This window comes from Pseudoalteromonas sp. 1181_04, from assembly GCF_052850545.1.
Genome location: NZ_VXCS01000010.1, coordinates 141,471 through 159,397, shown reverse-complemented (window position 1 = coordinate 159,397; position 17,927 = coordinate 141,471). Strand labels below are relative to the sequence as shown.

At 41.1% G+C, this 17,927-nt stretch carries 16 protein-coding genes; 6 read left to right on the top strand and 10 right to left on the bottom strand.

Going from position 1 to position 17,927, the window contains the following annotated elements:
- Positions 1–70: 70 nt before the first annotated feature.
- The 4 genes from FW757_RS10345 to prlC all read right to left on the bottom strand — a co-directional run bounded on the left by FW757_RS10345 (position 71) and on the right by prlC (position 6,291).
- Positions 71–1,996 carry a methyl-accepting chemotaxis protein gene (locus FW757_RS10345; protein ID WP_182740614.1) on the bottom strand — a complete coding sequence of 642 codons (1,926 nt, stop codon included), beginning with the start codon at positions 1,994–1,996 and terminating at the stop codon, positions 71–73.
- Between the two features lie 121 nt (positions 1,997–2,117).
- Positions 2,118–2,873, bottom strand: coding sequence for a class I SAM-dependent methyltransferase (locus FW757_RS10340; RefSeq protein ID WP_145238699.1), 756 nt, complete (start codon positions 2,871–2,873; stop codon positions 2,118–2,120).
- Between the two features lie 57 nt (positions 2,874–2,930).
- Positions 2,931–4,112, bottom strand: a complete 1,182-nt coding sequence (locus tag FW757_RS10335; RefSeq protein ID WP_182719251.1) for a response regulator transcription factor — start codon at positions 4,110–4,112, stop codon at positions 2,931–2,933.
- Between the two features lie 127 nt (positions 4,113–4,239).
- Complete coding sequence (gene prlC / locus FW757_RS10330; protein WP_182719252.1) at positions 4,240–6,291, bottom strand: oligopeptidase A; 2,052 nt, start codon at positions 6,289–6,291, stop codon at positions 4,240–4,242.
- Positions 6,292–6,422: 131 nt separating this feature from the next.
- Between prlC and gorA the strand changes: the two genes are divergently transcribed.
- The 5 genes from gorA to FW757_RS10305 all read left to right on the top strand — a co-directional run bounded on the left by gorA (position 6,423) and on the right by FW757_RS10305 (position 12,685).
- A complete protein-coding gene (gorA, locus tag FW757_RS10325; protein ID WP_182740612.1) occupies positions 6,423–7,784 on the top strand; it encodes a glutathione-disulfide reductase in 1,362 nt (453 codons plus the stop codon).
- A gap of 178 nt (positions 7,785–7,962) precedes the next feature.
- Positions 7,963–9,009, top strand: coding sequence for a helix-turn-helix domain-containing protein (locus tag FW757_RS10320; RefSeq protein ID WP_182760728.1), 1,047 nt, complete (start codon positions 7,963–7,965; stop codon positions 9,007–9,009).
- Between the two features lie 204 nt (positions 9,010–9,213).
- On the top strand, positions 9,214–10,887 hold the full coding sequence (locus tag FW757_RS10315; RefSeq protein WP_182760727.1) for a hypothetical protein: 1,674 nt from the start codon (positions 9,214–9,216) through the stop codon (positions 10,885–10,887).
- A gap of 114 nt (positions 10,888–11,001) precedes the next feature.
- On the top strand, positions 11,002–11,733 hold the full coding sequence (locus FW757_RS10310; RefSeq protein WP_182760726.1) for a glutaredoxin family protein: 732 nt from the start codon (positions 11,002–11,004) through the stop codon (positions 11,731–11,733).
- A gap of 115 nt (positions 11,734–11,848) precedes the next feature.
- The gene (locus tag FW757_RS10305) at positions 11,849–12,685 is read left to right on the top strand and encodes a mechanosensitive ion channel family protein (RefSeq protein WP_145238627.1); all 837 of its coding nucleotides are present in this window, start codon (positions 11,849–11,851) and stop codon (positions 12,683–12,685) included.
- Between the two features lie 71 nt (positions 12,686–12,756).
- Here FW757_RS10305 and FW757_RS10300 read toward each other — a convergent pair whose 3' ends face one another.
- The 6 genes from FW757_RS10300 to FW757_RS10275 all read right to left on the bottom strand — a co-directional run bounded on the left by FW757_RS10300 (position 12,757) and on the right by FW757_RS10275 (position 16,871).
- On the bottom strand, positions 12,757–12,945 hold the full coding sequence (locus FW757_RS10300; RefSeq protein WP_259399154.1) for a hypothetical protein: 189 nt from the start codon (positions 12,943–12,945) through the stop codon (positions 12,757–12,759).
- Positions 12,946–13,035: 90 nt separating this feature from the next.
- Positions 13,036–13,605, bottom strand: coding sequence for a DUF2799 domain-containing protein (locus tag FW757_RS10295; protein WP_182760724.1), 570 nt, complete (start codon positions 13,603–13,605; stop codon positions 13,036–13,038).
- 196 nt (positions 13,606–13,801) lie between these two features.
- Complete coding sequence (locus tag FW757_RS10290) at positions 13,802–14,734, bottom strand: polysaccharide deacetylase family protein (protein ID WP_182785113.1); 933 nt, start codon at positions 14,732–14,734, stop codon at positions 13,802–13,804.
- A gap of 19 nt (positions 14,735–14,753) precedes the next feature.
- Entirely contained in the window at positions 14,754–15,293 is a 540-nt protein-coding gene (locus FW757_RS10285; RefSeq protein WP_182785114.1) for a YbhB/YbcL family Raf kinase inhibitor-like protein, read from the bottom strand.
- Positions 15,294–15,326: 33 nt separating this feature from the next.
- Positions 15,327–16,427, bottom strand: coding sequence for an alkene reductase (locus FW757_RS10280; RefSeq protein WP_182767502.1), 1,101 nt, complete (start codon positions 16,425–16,427; stop codon positions 15,327–15,329).
- Positions 16,428–16,466: 39 nt separating this feature from the next.
- Positions 16,467–16,871, bottom strand: a complete 405-nt coding sequence (locus FW757_RS10275) for a lactoylglutathione lyase (RefSeq protein ID WP_182785115.1) — start codon at positions 16,869–16,871, stop codon at positions 16,467–16,469.
- Between the two features lie 115 nt (positions 16,872–16,986).
- Here FW757_RS10275 and FW757_RS10270 point away from each other — a divergent pair, with 115 nt between their 5' ends.
- On the top strand, positions 16,987–17,877 hold the full coding sequence (locus FW757_RS10270) for a LysR family transcriptional regulator (RefSeq protein ID WP_182785116.1): 891 nt from the start codon (positions 16,987–16,989) through the stop codon (positions 17,875–17,877).
- Positions 17,878–17,927: the final 50 nt, after the last annotated feature.

The following is a 17,927-nucleotide window of genomic DNA, read 5'->3' as shown; positions in this document are numbered from 1 at the left end:
ACCAAAATAGCACAAAAGCGCAACCAACCCTAACATCGAGTTGCGAGTAATTGTGCCTTTGCAAGCAAAGTTACAATCCTAAACTACTGCGAATAGTATGCATTTGCTGCTGTAAACGCTGATGAATATCAGCCACTAATAAACTGGATTCACTCACCTGCCCTTTCATACTTTGCATTGACTGGCTGAAGTTCTCTAACAATGAGTTTTGCTGCTTTGCCAACTCCATGGCATCAAAAGCGACTTTATTAGCATCCTGTGCATTATGAGCTACCCCTTCGGAGTTTCGTTTCAGCTCTTGGGCATTATCGGTTTGCAATTGAGCATCATCAGCTAATGCTGATATTTGCGTTGACACCATAGTTGAGTTTTCACTCAATAGATTGAGCTGGTTATTAATATCACTCAGCGAACCTTGTGTTTGCCGAGCTAACTTGCGCACTTCATCTGCAACCACAGCAAAACCACGGCCATGTTCACCTGCGCGCGCTGATTCGATCGCAGCATTGAGTGCCAGCAAATTAGTTTGATCTGCAATATTGCGGATCACTTCAATAACTTTCCCTACATCTTGTACACCACTGAGCAACTCTTGCAAGCTATGTAAACCATGCTCCACCCGCTGTTGTGTATTTGAGCTAGCACTGAGCATGTTTTGGGCAAACCCTAAACTTTGCTCCATTGCTGAAAACGTATGCTTGGCGTTATCTGCTACTTTGCCGTTTATATCGTTTACTTGCTCACCAATATGTTGAATATCAGCCAATAATTCTTGATTTTGTTCAACTTGATGATGACTGGCATCTGTTTGCTGACTTATCGTATGTAGATGCTCGCTCATTTCTTGCATAAAATCGTTAATCACCTTGAGCATTTGTGCACGCTCTTCAGCCTCTAACCGTTGACGCTCAATTAACTGGTTAAAGTAACTAGCTATTTCACCAACTTCTGTTTTTGAGTTACTACTTTCAATATTTTTTAATTCGTTACTTTCGATTAAAAATGCAAAGCCATCACGTAGTTGACGAAGCGGGGTTAATACTTGATTTCGCTGTACAAAGTAAACACCAACAGCCAATACAACCAACATGCCAATGGCAATGCAAAACACTACGAATACTCGCTGCTTTAACGTACCTTGCTGAATTTTAAGTTGCTGCTCAGCATTTATCACCGTGTCAGAAAGTGTACTGATCTGTTTGCGCAGAGCCTGTATGCCTGTTTGACGCTGCTGAGCTTGTGCAATGGTGTTCTCTAAATCACGTGGGTAGCGGTTCGGCCAGCTTCTTAGCTCTGCCTTAATTTCACCGGCTAAATCTTCGGCTTCTTCATCTATAAACAAACTATCTTCATCAACTTCACTCATAACGCCCAAGTTTTCAAGCTCGTCAATCTGCTTTGCTAAACGGTTTAAGTTAGCAATACTTTGTTGTAAGTTGGTTTGTGTGTCTTGATCAAAACTAAGCATTAGCTGATAAGTAAACAACGACAAATTTGTCACTTCGCGGTAGTAATCACTGGCAAGCTGATAATAAGCCTGCGCGTTAGTATTTTGTTGCCCTGCTTTGTTAGCATAACCAATCAAGGAAGATGCTGAGCCCGCCATTTGCCTAAGTGCATTATCAAGCAATGCTGTTTCATTACCTGAAAGTTTACCTAAAGCACGATACTTACCTTTTATATCAGTATCGAGTTGGCTTAATTGCAGATCTAACTGTTGTTTTAAATCAATTGGTAAAATGGCAAGTTGGGTGTCTTTTACTTGGCTAATTAAATCCGACGCTTTCCCTAAATACTGACTATCGCCCTGTGCTAAGTAATCTTCTAGTAAGCCTTTTAAATCAACAAGTATTTTATTTTTTAATTGATTATAAGATTGGTCTTGTTGTTCGAGTTTAACTAAGGTTTGACTTGCCCAGTACAAGGTTCCGCCTAACAGCAGGCTAGCCAATGCCAGCAAAATAGCCAGCAACCGAGTGAATGATGACACGCGCATGAAATTAAATTCCTTTGGGTAACTGCGCGTACACTATTAACTATTTATGACAATTTAATGAAAGCCGATATGAAACACTTATAACTTTATAGGAACAAAAATAAAAAATACGAATAAAGCTTCACACCATGGCGGCTTTGACATACACATCAAAGCGATTCTTTTTGGTTTTTATTTGCATGCTTGGCGTTTGGTTGTTTAAAAACGGTGCGTAGTCGGGGCGTTTAACTACCACTCGCTTGCTGGCAAGTGGGTAGGCAAATGCGAGTAAGTCATCAGCATCATTATCTGCGCCAACCAAGTCTTGAAACACCCGCATTTCTTTTTTAACCAGTGCTGACTTTTCACGGTGTGGAAACATTGGATCCAAATAAACCACATCTGGCATACTTTCGCATTGCGCGAGTAAGGTATGACTGGAGCCAAACACTAGGCTCATGTTTTGCTTCATCCACGGACCAATTTCATTATCGCTATAAGCACGTTGCAAACCATCATAAAGTAATGCTGCAACAACCGGATGGCGCTCATGTAAAATCACTTTACAACCCAGCGATGCTAACACAAAACCATCACGGCCAAGCCCTGCGGTCGCATCTAGAACAACGGGGGTCGCTCCTTTATTTAAACCAACCGCTTTGGCGATAGACTGCCCTTTACCGCCACCAAATTTACGACGGTGAGCCACCGCACCGGTAACAAAATCAACACTAATAGCGCCAAGTTTTGGTTCATCGGTTTTTCGTAAGCTTAAGCCTTGATCATCATAATGAAGTGAAAAGCCTTCGCTTTGTGCCGCCCACTCAGCGAGCCCAAAACGCAGCTCAATTTCATTAAGATAAGGACGTACTTCTTTAAAAGGACACTGTATAACCAAAATAAACTCCGACCGTGAATAGCTCGCGAAGTATATCAACTGCTAAGCGCCATAGCACTAAAATAGCTCAATATCCGTTTGCGAAGTAACGTCTTGAGTGTGCTCCGGCGTAGCAATTTTACTCAGGCTATCGATCAATTCGCTACGCGATTCAATAATGTGATTGAGCTGATGCTTAATAAAAGCCAAGTCATCATTCAAGACTGTTAACTGTAATTGTGTTTGCTCTAATTGCTCAACCTGCAATGCCAATGCTTGGTTCGCAGCAAAAGCGGGTTCATGCTGCATAAGTGCACGTAATTCAGATAACTGAGTTGTCAATTTAGCTACGGCTTCTTCGCGCGCCTCGCTACTGACAAATAATTGCGAAGAAAGCTCATTAAAAGCATTACCAACCGCATGCGCTTGGGCCAGTGCTTTTTCGTTTACTTCCATATCTTGGATTTTGGCATTGGTTACTTCCAAAATATGCGGGAATAAATCTTTATAGCGGCCATACAACACAACATCATCTAAAGGCATATTTTTAATTAAAATAGACACTTTCGGGTAATTAACAATAGTATGACTACTAAAATCAACAAAGCGATTAGAATAACGGTGCTTTTCTAATAACTCTTGCTCTAACGGACAAACACCACCGTCATCAGTGCACACAACCCCTACATCTTGATACCAAAAAGCCACAACTACATCGAGATTTAACGGTCGGAAGAATTCAAAAAAATGGGCCGATAATGATTGCACATCATGGGCGTGATAGGTTTGCCCTACATAACGCATTATGCGACCCATATCGCCGGAGTCAGTCATGGCTATTTCAGCGGTGATCTGCGCGCGCTCTACATCATTTTTTAACTTAATAGAATGCTGACGATATTGATACAACACCCGAATACGCGCCATTAATTCCTCGGTATTAAAGGGCTTTACAATGTAATCGGCAGCACCGGCATTATAACCTTTAACACGTTCTGATAATTCGCTTTTACCCGACAAAAACATTACTGGGGTATCTTTGGTTTGCTCATTATTTTTCAGCTCACGACACACTTCGTAGCCCGTTTTCCCGGGCATTTCAACATCCAATAAAATAATGTCAGGGCTATATTTATAAGCTTGCCTTAAACCTTCTTCGCCATTTTTAGCATGAATTAACTGACAAAACCCCGCTAATGATTCCTCTATTACACGATGAACATATTTATCATCATCAATCGCCAGTACCAGTTTTGTCATGCCCAATTCCTTTTTATTAATTACTTAAAAAAGCATAGTACGGAGCCCTGATTTTGCGACAATTTATTACTCTAAATAGTAAAAAAGCGCCAAACGGCGCTTTTTAAAGATTAAATATACGTAGTGCTTAAGCTGCAATACCACTGTGGCGCAATAGTGCATCGACACTTGGCTCACGACCACGGAAGTTTTTAAACAACTCCATTGGCTCTTCACTGCCGCCTTTTTCTAAAATATGCTGCATAAAGGCTTGCCCAGTTTCTGGGTTAAAAATACCTTCTTCTTCAAATTTGGAAAACGCATCAGCTGAAAGCACTTCGGCCCATTTATACGAATAATAACCCGCGCTATAACCACCAGCAAAGATATGGCTAAAACCATGTTGAAAACGGTTAAACTCTGGTGCTTTAACAACTGATGTATGGCTACGCACTTCATCTAAACGCGCTTGAATTTGGCATTCTTCACCCGCTTGATAATCGTTGTGAATTCTAAAATCAAATAACGAGAACTCGATTTGACGCAGCATTTGCATGCCTGAGTTATAGTTTTTAGCTGCTAGTAGTTTATCCAATAACTCTTTAGGCAATGACTCGCCCGTTTCATAGTGGCCTGAAATAAAGTTAAGTGCTTCTTCTTCATAACACCAGTTTTCTAAAAACTGACTTGGCAGCTCAACGGCATCCCATGCAACACCATTAATACCCGCAACTGGCGCGGCATCAACTTGGGTTAGCATATGGTGAATACCATGGCCAAACTCATGGAATAAAGTGGTGACTTCATTATGAGTAAACAGTGCAGGCTTATCGCCTACCGCTTTATTAAAGTTACACACTAAATACGCTACAGGCGTTTGTAACTCGCCATTGGCGCGTACTTTTCGACCCATGCAGTCATCCATCCACGCGCCACCGCGTTTGTGATCACGCGCGTATAAATCAAGATAAAAACGGCCACGCAGGGTATTGCTACTGTCGTAAATTTCAAAAAAGCGTACATCTTTATGGTAACTATCAATGTCTTTTAACTCTTTAACACTAATACCAAATAAACGATTTACCGTTTCAAACAAGCCGCTTAGTACTTTATCTGCGGGGAAATACGGGCGCAATACTTCGTCTGATATTGCGTATTTCTCTTGTTTTAGTTTTTCACCGTAATAGCCATAATCCCACGCAGCAAGTTGCTCAATACCGTGTTTTTCTTTGGCGTAAGCTTGTAACTCAGCAAGCTCTTGCTCAGCTTGAGGTTTAGATTTAGCCGCTAGGTCTTCTAAAAATGAGAATACCTGCTCTGGTGTTTCAGCCATTTTAGTGGCGAGTGACTTTTCTGCATAACTGGCAAAACCTAATAGTTGCGCTATTTCATGACGTAGTGCGAGTTCTTCGCTCATTATTGCTGAGTTATCAAATTCGCCCGCGTTAGGTCCTTGATCAGACGCACGGGTTACAAATGCCGTATACGTTTCTTCACGTAGTTCACGGTTATCTGCATAGGTCATAATAGGTAAATACGACGGGAAATCTAACGTAAATACCCAGCCATCTAATTCTTTGCTTGCTGCTGTATCTGCCGCTAACGCTAACGCCGACTCAGGTAAACCTGCGAGTTCGCTTTCATCAGTAATGTGCTTTTGCCAAGCCAATGTGGCATCCATCACGTTATTGCCAAATTTAGCCGCAAGTTCTGATAAACGTGCGCTGATCTCGCCGTAGCGCTTTTGCTGCTCAGGCGCCAAGGCGATGCCCGATAATTCAAAGCTACGCAATGCATTAGTAATAGTTTTTTGTTCAGCCGTACTTAACGTTTTAAACTCATCGCTGTTGTGCAGTGCGTTGTAGGCTTCATACAACCCTTGGTGTTGACCAACAAAGGTTGAATACTCTGAGATAAGTGGTAAACATTGTTCGTACGCTTCACGTAATTCATCGCTATTAACTACGGAGTTCATATGCGATACCGGAGAAAACATTCGCGATAATTTATCGTCAACTTCTTCAAGAGGTAACACTAAGTCCTGCCAAGTGAATGATTTATTAGCCAGCACTTCGTCTATTTTAGCGCGGCATTCGCTAATACCCGCTTTTAGCGCCGGCACAACATGCTCTGGCTTAATTTTTGAAAACGGTGGTAAGCCTTCAAGGCCTATTAGTGGGTTATTTTGTAAATCGCTCATGTTAGCTCTCAAATCGTTTCGAATATGATTTTTAAGTTGGGGCGTACGTCTCGAAATACAAGGGGCTTTTAACGGGTCTGCCATGTGTTATTATCAGAGAAATACGTTTTATATAAACTTGAGGACTAAAGATGGCTCAGCATTTTGATTACATTGCGATTGGCGGCGGCAGCGGCGGGATAGCGTCAGCTAACCGTGCAGCAATGCGTGGCGCGAAAGTGGCACTAATTGAAGCAAAACATATGGGTGGAACCTGTGTAAATGTAGGTTGTGTACCAAAAAAAGTAATGTGGCATGGCGCTCAAGTTGCTGAAGCAATTAACTTATACGCCCCTGATTACGGCTTTAATGTTGAAGTAAAAGAATTCAACTGGAGTAAACTAGTAGAAAGCCGTGAAGCCTATATTGGCCGCATTCATAAAGGTTACGATAATGGCCTTGCTAAAAACGGCGTAACAGTTATTAAAGGCTTTGCTAAATTTGTTGACAGTAAAACAGTCGAAGTAGACGGCGAGCACTACACCGCCGATCATATTTTAGTGGCCGTAGGCGGTCGCCCTAGCATTCCAAATATCCCAGGTGCTGAACACGGCATCGATTCAAATGGCTTTTTTGAGCTGAATGAACAACCAAAACGCGTTGCCGTTGTTGGTGCCGGTTATATCGCGGTAGAGATTGCCGGTGTACTACATAGCCTAGGTACAGAAACCCATTTATTTGTTCGTAAAAATAAACCACTGCGCACCTTTGACCCATACATCATCGACACCCTTGTTGATATTATGGCCAAAGAAGGCCCGACGCTGCATACCGAATGCTTACCAAAAGAAGTAGTTAAAGAAAGCGATGGCAGCTTAACTATCCACTTTGAAAATGGCTACAGTCAAAATGTTGATCAAGTCATTTGGGCCATTGGCCGTACACCGACGACTGATAAGATTAATTTAGTCGCAGCGGGTGTTGAAGTAAACGAAGGCGGTTACGTTAAGGTAGACGAGTACCAAAATACCACGGCTAAAAATGTTTATGCTGTGGGTGATATCATCGAAGGCGGTATAGAGCTTACCCCTGTTGCAGTAAAAGCAGGCCGTACTTTATCAGAGCGTTTGTTCAATAAAGACCTGCCAGATGATTTAAAAATGGATTACAGCTTAGTTCCTACCGTGGTATTTAGCCACCCGCCAATTGGTACCATTGGTTTAACTGAGCAAGAAGCAATTTCGCAGTACGGCAACGAGAACGTAAAAGTGTATAAATCAAGCTTTGCTGCTATGTACACTGCGGTTACTCAGCACCGCCAAGCATGTAACATGATGCTAGTGTGCGCAGGCCCTGACGAGAAAGTTGTAGGCTTACACGGCTTAGGTTTTGCTGTTGATGAAATGATCCAAGGCTTTGCCGTGGCCATGAAAATGGGCGCAACCAAAGCAGATTTTGATGCCGTTGTTGCACTGCACCCAACTGGCTCAGAAGAGTTTGTTACTATGAGATAAGCTTCGAGCTTCGGGCTTCGGGCTTCGGGCTTCGGGCTTCGGGCTTCGGGCTTCGGGCTTCGGGCTTCGGGCAAAGATTAAAACCTTGTGGTGCTGCCACAAGGTTTTTTTATGCCTATGATTACAAGGTGATGGTGAGTTGTTAAACTCAGTTAAAAGAATAAGAACGTAAACTACTTTGCAATCAATCTCTTTATTCCCTGTACACCTTGTACAGAGTATCTTTCTGTTCCAAATGTTATTTGGTGCATTATTAATTAATAGCCAAAAACAAAGTCGTTCCTTGGTGCTGCTATTTGTATTTCAAGGCTGTGTATGCGCCTTTAACCTGTTAGAAGGGTTAGGCCTTTCTGATTACTTAATCACACCGGCATTTACATTACTGTATGGGCCTATGATTTACTTTTTTACCTTGTCGATTACAGGTAAGCAGCCCTTTATAACATCACACTACGCGGTTCACTTAATTCCTGCGGCTATTTCCTTGGCCTTTACCCACTACACGCAGGCGATCATTTTACTCGGTTCGCTCAGTCAACTTGGCTACTTCTACTTTGCTTATGGCACTTTAAAGGGCTACCACAAACAACTTATGCATGCGCGCTCAGATGCTGAGAGCCTTAAGTTAAAGTGGTTGTTCAAAGCATTATTTATTTTTGCCATTATTGTCGTATTCGATTTGCTGCGCATGAATGTGCAACCAATCACGCCGCTCGATTTAAAGATGTACTGGTACTTATTAAACGAAATACTGTTACTGCTTATGTTTAGCTTTTTGTTGTTCCACACCATCAAGAATAGCTTTCAATTCGAGCCTGTCACATTACCTGAAGAAACCGAAGCTGAAGAAGCTGATTCGTCTGATGAGCAACTTGCACAGCAAATTTTCTCAACCATTGATAACTTGATTATTAATGAATCGCTTTATCGACAACCTAGGCTGTCACTAAACGACTTAGCAGATCAAACAGGGCTCGGTAGTAAAGAAATATCTTGGGCTATTAACAGCACAACGGGGAACAACTTTTGTGAGTACATCAACCAGCATAGAGTGAATGATGTTAAACGCGAAATAGAGCAAGACTCACCTCAAAAACTCAGCCTGATAGAACTGGCATTTCAAGCTGGCTTTAATTCTAAATCGACTTTTAATGCGGTGTTTAAAAAAGAAACGGGATTAACGCCGAGTCAATTTAAGAAGCAAACACTAAAAACCAGCTCATAAAACAGACAAAAAACGTCCTAAATCCTGTTTTAGGACGCTTTTTTACAGCCCAAACGCTAATTTAAACAAAAAACAGCTTTGAGACTCCAGATGTACAAGTCCTATTTTTTACTACTAATATTGTGCCTATTAATAAACTTTTCGGGTTCTGCGTCTGCGTTAGCAACGAATCATTCTTTAGAGGTAACGAATCAAGCCTTAAAAGTGCAACCAAATCGCGTTGGTGCAACAGACCCAATCGCTTACTTTCAATCGAAAACAGCAGCAATAGAATTTGCTAAACAACAAAACTGGGCTCTGGTGAATAAACTCACAAAACAGCTCATTAATGAATATCAAAATGATGGCGATACTTGGTATTTACTTGGTCTCAGTTATTTTCAATTGGCCGATTATCAAAATGCCAGCAATGCTTTGCAACGCGCACTTGCAATTGGGACTAGCTTAAAAGGCATTCCTAATGGGGCTAGTAATCCTAACGATTTAATGGTGAAAATTGCAGAGGCATACGCAGAGCTTAATAACCAACAGCAAGCCGAGTATTGGCTCAAAAAAGCACTGGCAGCAAGATGGGATGACCGCCCAACACTTGCTGGCACCAGCTTATTTAAATCTGGTACTAACCCTCACTTTGAACGCTTTGCGCAATCAACCAGTTATAAATCACTTGCAGGTAATAATTTGGAGACTGAACTCAATCGAGATCAAAAATGGCGCACCGATTTAGCGTTTTTAGCTGCAGAGATTAAACGTTTACACGTGGCAATGTATCAAAACATAAGCCCTCAACAATTTGCTGAAAAAGTAGCAAGCATTGATAAAGCGATTCCTATTATGATTGATCAGCAAATTATTTTTCAGTTTATGGAGCTAATTGCACTACTTGGCAATGGTCATAATTTATTGATCCCAGCATGGGGTGAAAAAGGCAACTTTCAGCAATTGCCATTTCAGTTTTATCAATTTAGTGATGGCTTATACATCACCAAAGCAAGTAGTGATTACCAGCAATATATTGGCTATAAAGTTGCAGCATTTGCCGATACACCAGCCGATCAAGCCCTTGAGTTAACTAAACGTGTTAATGCTCGTGATAATGAAATGCAAACCCTGTGGTTGGGCCCATATTATTTAAGTTTGCTTGATGTACTAAACGGGCTTGGCATTAGCAAAGGTAACGAGGTAACACTCACGCTCAGCTCACCAAAAGGGGCTATCACCACAGTTACACCAGCGCTCAAGTCAATGCAATTTGCAGGTTTTCCTAAGTTACCAAAACTTACTGAACACCCTACGCTTAGATACTTAGCAAAAAACAACACGCCGTTTTGGAGCGAACAAATCAAAACGAATAAATTACTGTATGTACAATTCAATGATGTGCGAAATAGCAAAGATCTCACACTTGCTGAATTTGCTATGCAGCTACAAGCACAAATCAAATACGATGACATTGAGCATATGGTGCTAGACCTTCGCCATAACAGTGGTGGTAATGGCTCGCTCAACCCACCTATGGTGGCAACTGCCGCATTTTTTAAAGTATTAAAGCCACAAGGAAAGTTATTTATATTAATTGGCCGCAATACGTTTTCGGCAGGCCATGATGTAGCAGTTAAGATTGCCAATATAGTGCCAGCGATTTTTGTAGGTGAACCATCAGGCACCCGCCCTAACGTGGCTGGTGAAGCAGGCTGGTTTAACCTACCATACAGTAAACAAACAGGACTTATTTCGAGCCAGTTCCACCAGCAAAGCAGAGCTGAAGATCATCGTATTTGGTTAGCGCCCGATATGCCAATTACACTTTCTGCAAAAGATTACTTTGCAGGTGTCGATCCGGTGATGGATGCTGTTTTAACCATAACTAAGCAATAAACAGTGCTGGCATAAACCTTGTAACTATTCAGTTATAGCAACAATTTGCCCTTGTTTACTGTGTAATTAAGCAACTTTTACGCAGTACTCAAGGCATTTTTACAAGGAGGCACTGTGTCTAAATCTGCAATTTTATATCGCATGGTGACCGATGAGCATATTTGCCCCTTCGGTTTAAAATCAAAAGATTTATTAGAGCGACATGGTTACGATGTTGATGATCGTCACTTAACCAGCCGTGAGCAAACTGACGAATTCAAACAGCAGCATAATGTAAAAACCACGCCACAAACCTTTATTGATGATAAACGTATAGGTGGGTACGATGATTTGCGCGATTTTTTCAATCTGACCAAAGCGGGTCAACAAGGCACAACTTACACGCCAGTGTTAGCTATTTTTGCAGTCACACTATTACTCAGCTGCGGGTTTAGCTATGCCAATGGCGACGCTTTATTGTCTATGCAAAACTTAATGCTGTTTATTGCACTGTCGATGGCGGTGTTAGCAATTCAAAAGCTACAAGATTTATATAGCTTTTCAAACTCATTTATTACCTATGACTTACTTGCCATGCGCGTTGTGCCTTATGCTTATGTTTATCCTTTTATTGAAGCCTATGTTGCCATCGGGATGGTGGCCAAACTTCCGGCCTTAGCGGTGGCGCCGTTCTCGTTATTTATTGGTGGTATTGGTGCGGTATCAGTATTTAAAGCTGTATATATAGATAAACGTGAACTCAAGTGCGCGTGCGTCGGTGGCAACAGCAATGTACCGCTAGGTTTTATCTCATTAACCGAGAATCTATTTATGATAACAGCGGGTCTTTGGATGCTAGTTAGTTGATAAAACATATAACGGTTTTGCCCCTTTATTACTGTTCTACCGTGGTTAAATCTGCAAAATTTAGTTAGTATGGTCACGTGTTATTTTTTATTAACGCTCCATCAATTAGGAATTTATGAACAAAGATTTACTGCTCCATCCGGTACTTATTTCACTAGCAATGATCACTATTGCGTTTACTCTTAAGGCGCTGGTTGACAGATTTGCGCGCCATAAAGCAGAAAAAAAAGAAAAAGATATTCGCTATATTTCGCACAATATTAAGCACTCTATTAACCTAGCAACGGTGCTATTACTGCTATTTGTATGGTCTACTGAAATCCAGAACTTTGCGCTGTCGATCGCGGCATTTGCAGTGGCTATTGTATTTGCGACCAGAGAGTTTATTCAATGTATAATTGGCTTTTTCTATTTAGTTACCACGCGCCCGTTTCGGGTTGGTGACTGGGTACAGGTTGGTGAATACTATGGTGAAATTGCTGAAACCGATTGGATCAAAACCACCATGCATGAAATTGACATGCACACCTATCAGTTTTCTCGCAAAACCATTTATATTCCGAATAATAAGCTGATCACTAACCCGATTAAAAACTTAAACTTTGTAAAACGTTTTACCACTCATCACTTTAGTATTGTGCGTAAAGAAAGTTTTAATCCGTATCCAATTTACGAAACTCTAACCACGAAAGCGAAGCAATATTGTGAAGAGTTTCAAGATGTGGCTGGTCGTTATAATTCGATTATCGAAAGAAAATTAGATGCAAAAATTTCTGGCCCTGAGCCTGAAATACACTTTAGCACCACCGAATTAGGCGAGTTTAAAGCCAGCTTCACTTTATTCTGTCCCACTGACAAGGCGCTGGGAATAGAGCATAAGCTAACTGCCTTTTTTATGGAGCTTTGGTACAGTGAAGCTGCAAAACAACAAAGCAGTAACTCTCACATATAATAAGAATATGCCACTATATGGACATAGTTTAACTCACTTGATTAAAACTGAAGTGAGTTAAGCTTTTAACGCTAGCCTCCCGATCTAATATCTCGCTCAAACTCAGTTTTAGTTTTTACTGGCTGACAAGTTGATTGAACCGTGCTCTTATTACTTTCATCTTCGTCAGAACTAAAGATTGTATAGTTATAGTCTGTCTCAACTTCACCACCTAAGCACTCATGCTCAGCAAACACCTCATTGCTATATCCGTCTGGCATTTCCTGTGACGCACACCCACTGAGGAGCAGAAGTGTTATTAAAATTGACATTACTTTCATATTAATCATCGTAAAAGAATACGTTATAAATTATAGTTCATACTCAAAATGCCATGAAGGAAACTTGTTGAGTAATGGCAGAAGTGCTTTTTCTTTTCTTAAATCACGACGCTCTCTCTCCAATAGCTCTCGCTCTCGGCGTAACTCTTTATTTTGGCTACTTGACGCTTTATCACTCGCTAATTCATTACTAATAGATTGCAACCGCCAATTAATCTCATTGAGTCGATCATCTATCTCGGCTTTTCTTGCTTCAAATTGATAACGCTCATTACCCTCTTGCCATGCTTTTCTAAACTGTGTGTCATTACAAACCCCGTTATACGCATCGCCTCGTAAACCGAGAGTAAAGCCATTTTCAGGTTCACAAAAGGCTGCGAGCCCCTGTTTGTAACCAGCTTGATAATCATCTAATTTTGCAATGATGCCAAATTCACTACAAGCAGATATGATTTCTCTGCCATGTTCAAATGTATACCCTTGCTCACCATGACTAAAACCTAGATTTGTCCAATTGGCCTGTATACATTCATCCTGAGACAAAGAAGAGCATCCTGATAGAGATAGTAGAAATAAAATAAACATACAACGGCTAAACATGCTATTTCCTAAAATGTCATAGACTATTCAAGTACCCATTTTAAGAGATACTCGTTTAAAGTGAATGATAAAAATGTAACAAGCTATTCTAATTCCGTTGAAGTTTAAAATTTACGACAAAACTTAATCCCTTCATCACTAAAAATAACATGAGGCACACTTATAATATTAAAAAGCTGCCTCATAGATATTTTCTTTATCTAACCGTTTGAGTCGGATTAGTTGGTACATTATTTTGCTTCATTATCCAACGGGCTATGTTATCTTTTCGCATGAACTTAACACCAGTATGCTGTTTTGCATACTGGATAAAATCATCAAGCGCTTTTACTCGTGCAGGCGTTCCTGCAATACGGTCATGAGCACTAATCGACATCATTCGTCTTCTGTGTTTTCCTTCAGCGTATAACACGTCAAACTCATCTTTTAACTCTTGTAAGTAGGCTTGGGCCGTCATTGCAGTGCTTCCTGAATAGCGCACAATGTCGTTATTACGAAAAGTATAAGGTACAACCACAAAAGGCTTATTATTTACTGGTGTAAAAGAAGGCTCATCACGCGATAGATCATCAATATGATAAATAAACCCCAGCTCTTGCAAAAGCGTAAGTGTATTTTTTGAGTGTCTCATCCAAAATGCATTAAAGCCAACCGGCCGCATTCCTGTCACTTTTTCGATAATATCTGCACTTTTAATATATGAAGCGCGCTCTTGTTCAACACTCATAGAATATTGTGGTGTCCATGTTTGGCCGTGACCTGATGCTTCATGCCCTCGTGAAACCACTTTTTTAGCAAGTGCTGGATTTAATTCCACAGCCCTACCCACCATATGAGAAGTAACTTTAATATTATGTTTATCCCATAGATCAAGTAATCGTGGGATCCCTTCATTCATCCCATACTGATACCAAGTAGGCGAAATCGTATCGTGATAACCCTGCTCTATTTGAGGAAACGGCCCTGCATCAGAGCTATCTTGTGCTGTTGCCTCAAATTGCATTGAAATAGAAATCACTAATTGTGCATCATCAGGCCAATAGCCTGATTTATCAGATAATGGGGCCGCACTTAACAGCCTACTGCTACACAGTGCTATTAAAACAGTGAGTAAAGGTAAAGCCTTCATTTTTTATCTCCTAAGCTAATTAACGCGGTCCTGCCGTTACTGTGATCTCGGCTGTTTGCAAAGAGTGCTGATGTAAGAAAAACCCTGTAAGTGCACTTGTTGCCCCTTGTGGAACAGCTAATTTTTCTACATCCAATGCATACACTTTATAGGTATAGCTATGCTTGCGTCCTTCTGGTGGACATGGTCCAAAGTACCCGGGCTTACCCATATCTGTATTACCTTCAATGGCCCCTTCGGGCAAAGTCGTTGAAGATAACGAGTTACTAGTCAGAGGAATATCATGTACTACCCAGTGCCAAAAACCACTGCCAGTTGGTGCGTCATTGTCATACACTGTCACGGCAAAGCTTTTGGCCTTCTTAGGCGCGTTTTGCCATTTAAGTTGTGGCCTAGCATTACTCCCCTTACAACCAAAGCTATTCCAGTATTGCTCACTCTTTATTGCCTGCCCTTGCTGTAAGTCAGGGCTCGATAAACTAAATTCAGCCGCAAAACTGGCACTACTAAACAGCCCGCTGATCAGTAAAGTAACTGCTGAGTTTGAAAAATTAACCATTTTCAGTCCTTATATTTTCAGTTGAAACGAAAGTTACTTTTGATACGCTGAGTAATCGGTATAACCTTTGGCGGTACCGCCAAACAATGTACTCCCATCGGTAATAGTGTTTAGTGGCAGTTGCTCTTGAATACGATACGGTAAGTCTGGGTTGGCAATAAAACGGCGACCAAATGCAATATAATCAGCAAGACCTTGTTCAATAAGATGCGCACCTGAATGCTCGGTATAATTACCTGCAACAATAATTGCGCCACTAAAATACTGACGAAGTGCGGCTCTAAACTCTGGTGTTACGGTAGGTGCATCGTCCCAGTCCGCTTCGGCAAGATGAATATACGCAATACCAATTTGCTCAAATTGCTTTGCTGCTAATAAAATAGTGTCAATTGCTTCACTATCATCCATACCACGCTGAGTGATAAAAGGCGCTAATCTAACACCCACTTTATGAGCTCCAATGGCATTACTAATTGCGCCAATAATTTCACAGGCAAAACGAATACGGTTTTCTTGGCTACCGCCATATTCATCTGTGCGTTTATTCGCTGAACGTCTTAAAAACTGATCAATTAAATACCCGTTACCTCCATGTATTTCAACGCCATCGAAACCAGCCTCAATCGCGTTAATTGCCGCTTGCTTATAATCATTTACTATTTCTTTAATTTCTTTAACACTTAGTGCTCGAGGGGTTGGGCAGTCAAGCATCCGTCCTTCTCCATCATCGCCTACCACCCAAACTTGTGCATCTGGAGCAAGTGCAGATGGGGCAACTGGCGTTCCATCATGATGAAATGAAGAGTGCGACATTCTACCAACGTGCCAAAGTTGTAAAAATATTTTACCGCCTTCTTTGTGCACAGCTTGTGTTACTTGCTTCCAACCTTCGATTTGTTCTTGCGTGTAAATACCTGGCGTAAATGAGTAACCTTTGCCCTGAGCAGAAATTTGTGTTGCTTCAGAAATAATCAGCCCTGCAGTAGCACGCTGGGCATAATAAGTGGCCATCAGTTCAGTAGGAATATCGCCCGGTTGCGCAGTTCGCGAACGGGTCATAGGTGCCATCACAATTCTATTTTGCGTGACCATGCCACCGAGTGTTTTAGCTTCAAATAAGGATTCTATAGACATAACTAACTCTCTTATAAATAATGTTTATCTGGATTTAATTTAAATTTCATCACTGCTAAATAGCATTTCGACCTTTATCTCTTCTGGTCCAGGTATAAATACTTGCTGCTCTAATAGCTCTGGCACGGTTCGCTCAAAGTAGCTTATACCTGTTTTCGCTAAGCGACTTTTCAATCCTTGGTAACCCATGCTACGAATGGCAATGTGCTCTACCACTCCTCGCCCTTGGATTTTGCTGTTAAATGCTGATAAGTACCCCTGTTGCGCTTTATTACCCGCGGCATTAACCAGATGAATCAAAGCAACGTTATCGCTGCCGTATAACCACGCTCCCTCGAAAGGAAAAGGCGGACGATACCCTTCACTTAGCCCAACTGAATTAATAAAGAACTGTCGCATCGCTTGGTAATCACAACTAGAAATTAATACATGATCTAAACGCATAAACTTTCTCTGTTGATAATGAGTACAACCAGTTTAACTATTTACTTAAATTTGATAATTGAGTTAATATCAAAAACACTATTCATTAATACTGAATTATAAAGAGTGAGGAACGATGGCTAAGATTGATGATATGCAGCTTTTTGTTCATGTGGTGCGCTCTGGCGGGCTTGCTGCAGCTGGGCGAAAAATTGGTTTATCGCCTGCGAGTATGACGGCACGTATCAACCAGCTTGAAAATCACTATCAAACCCGACTCTTAATACGTAATACTCGAAGTATTAAATTAACCGAGGCTGGAGAGCACTTTTTTCAAGGCTGTTTAAGAGTGATTGCTGAAATTGATGCCGCAGAGCAAAGTATTCAGCTTAGTAAAAGCACTCTCTCGGGTAGCCTCAAAATAACCGCACCCTCTGACTTTGGTAAACAGTTTGTTGCCCCTGCAATAGCTAAATTTGTAGCACTGAATCCACAAGTAAAACCACACCTGCATTTAACCGATGGCTTAGTCAATTTAGTGGAAGAAGGCATTGATATTGCTATTCGCTTTGGAAACTTACCCGATAGTAATTTGATTAGCCGAATGATCAAAGCCAATAAACGTGTGTTATGTGCTTCAGCTGAATATTTAAAAATACATGGCCAACCTTTACAACCAAGCGATTTATTAAACCATCGCTGCTTAGTAATGGAGCGACTTGGTCAATCGATGCATGATTGGCATTTTAAAGACGAGGTAATTCGCGTACCTGTAGCTATGAGTAGCAGTGATGGTGCAGTGATCAGACAGTGGGCAATTAACGGTGCAGGTATTGCTCTAAAATCAATGGTAGATATTAATGATGATCTGACTAAGGGTAATTTAGTGACGCTACTTGATGACTATATTCTCGGTTTTAGTAATAAAGATAAACAGCAAGTTGGCTTACAGTTTCTTTACCCATCAAGGCAATTTCAGCCACGACAAGTTGCCGCATTTATGGATTTTTTTCAGCAGCAAATTTAACCTCAAAACAATAAGCAGCCGACAAAATAAAACCTTGAGAGTTTGCACTT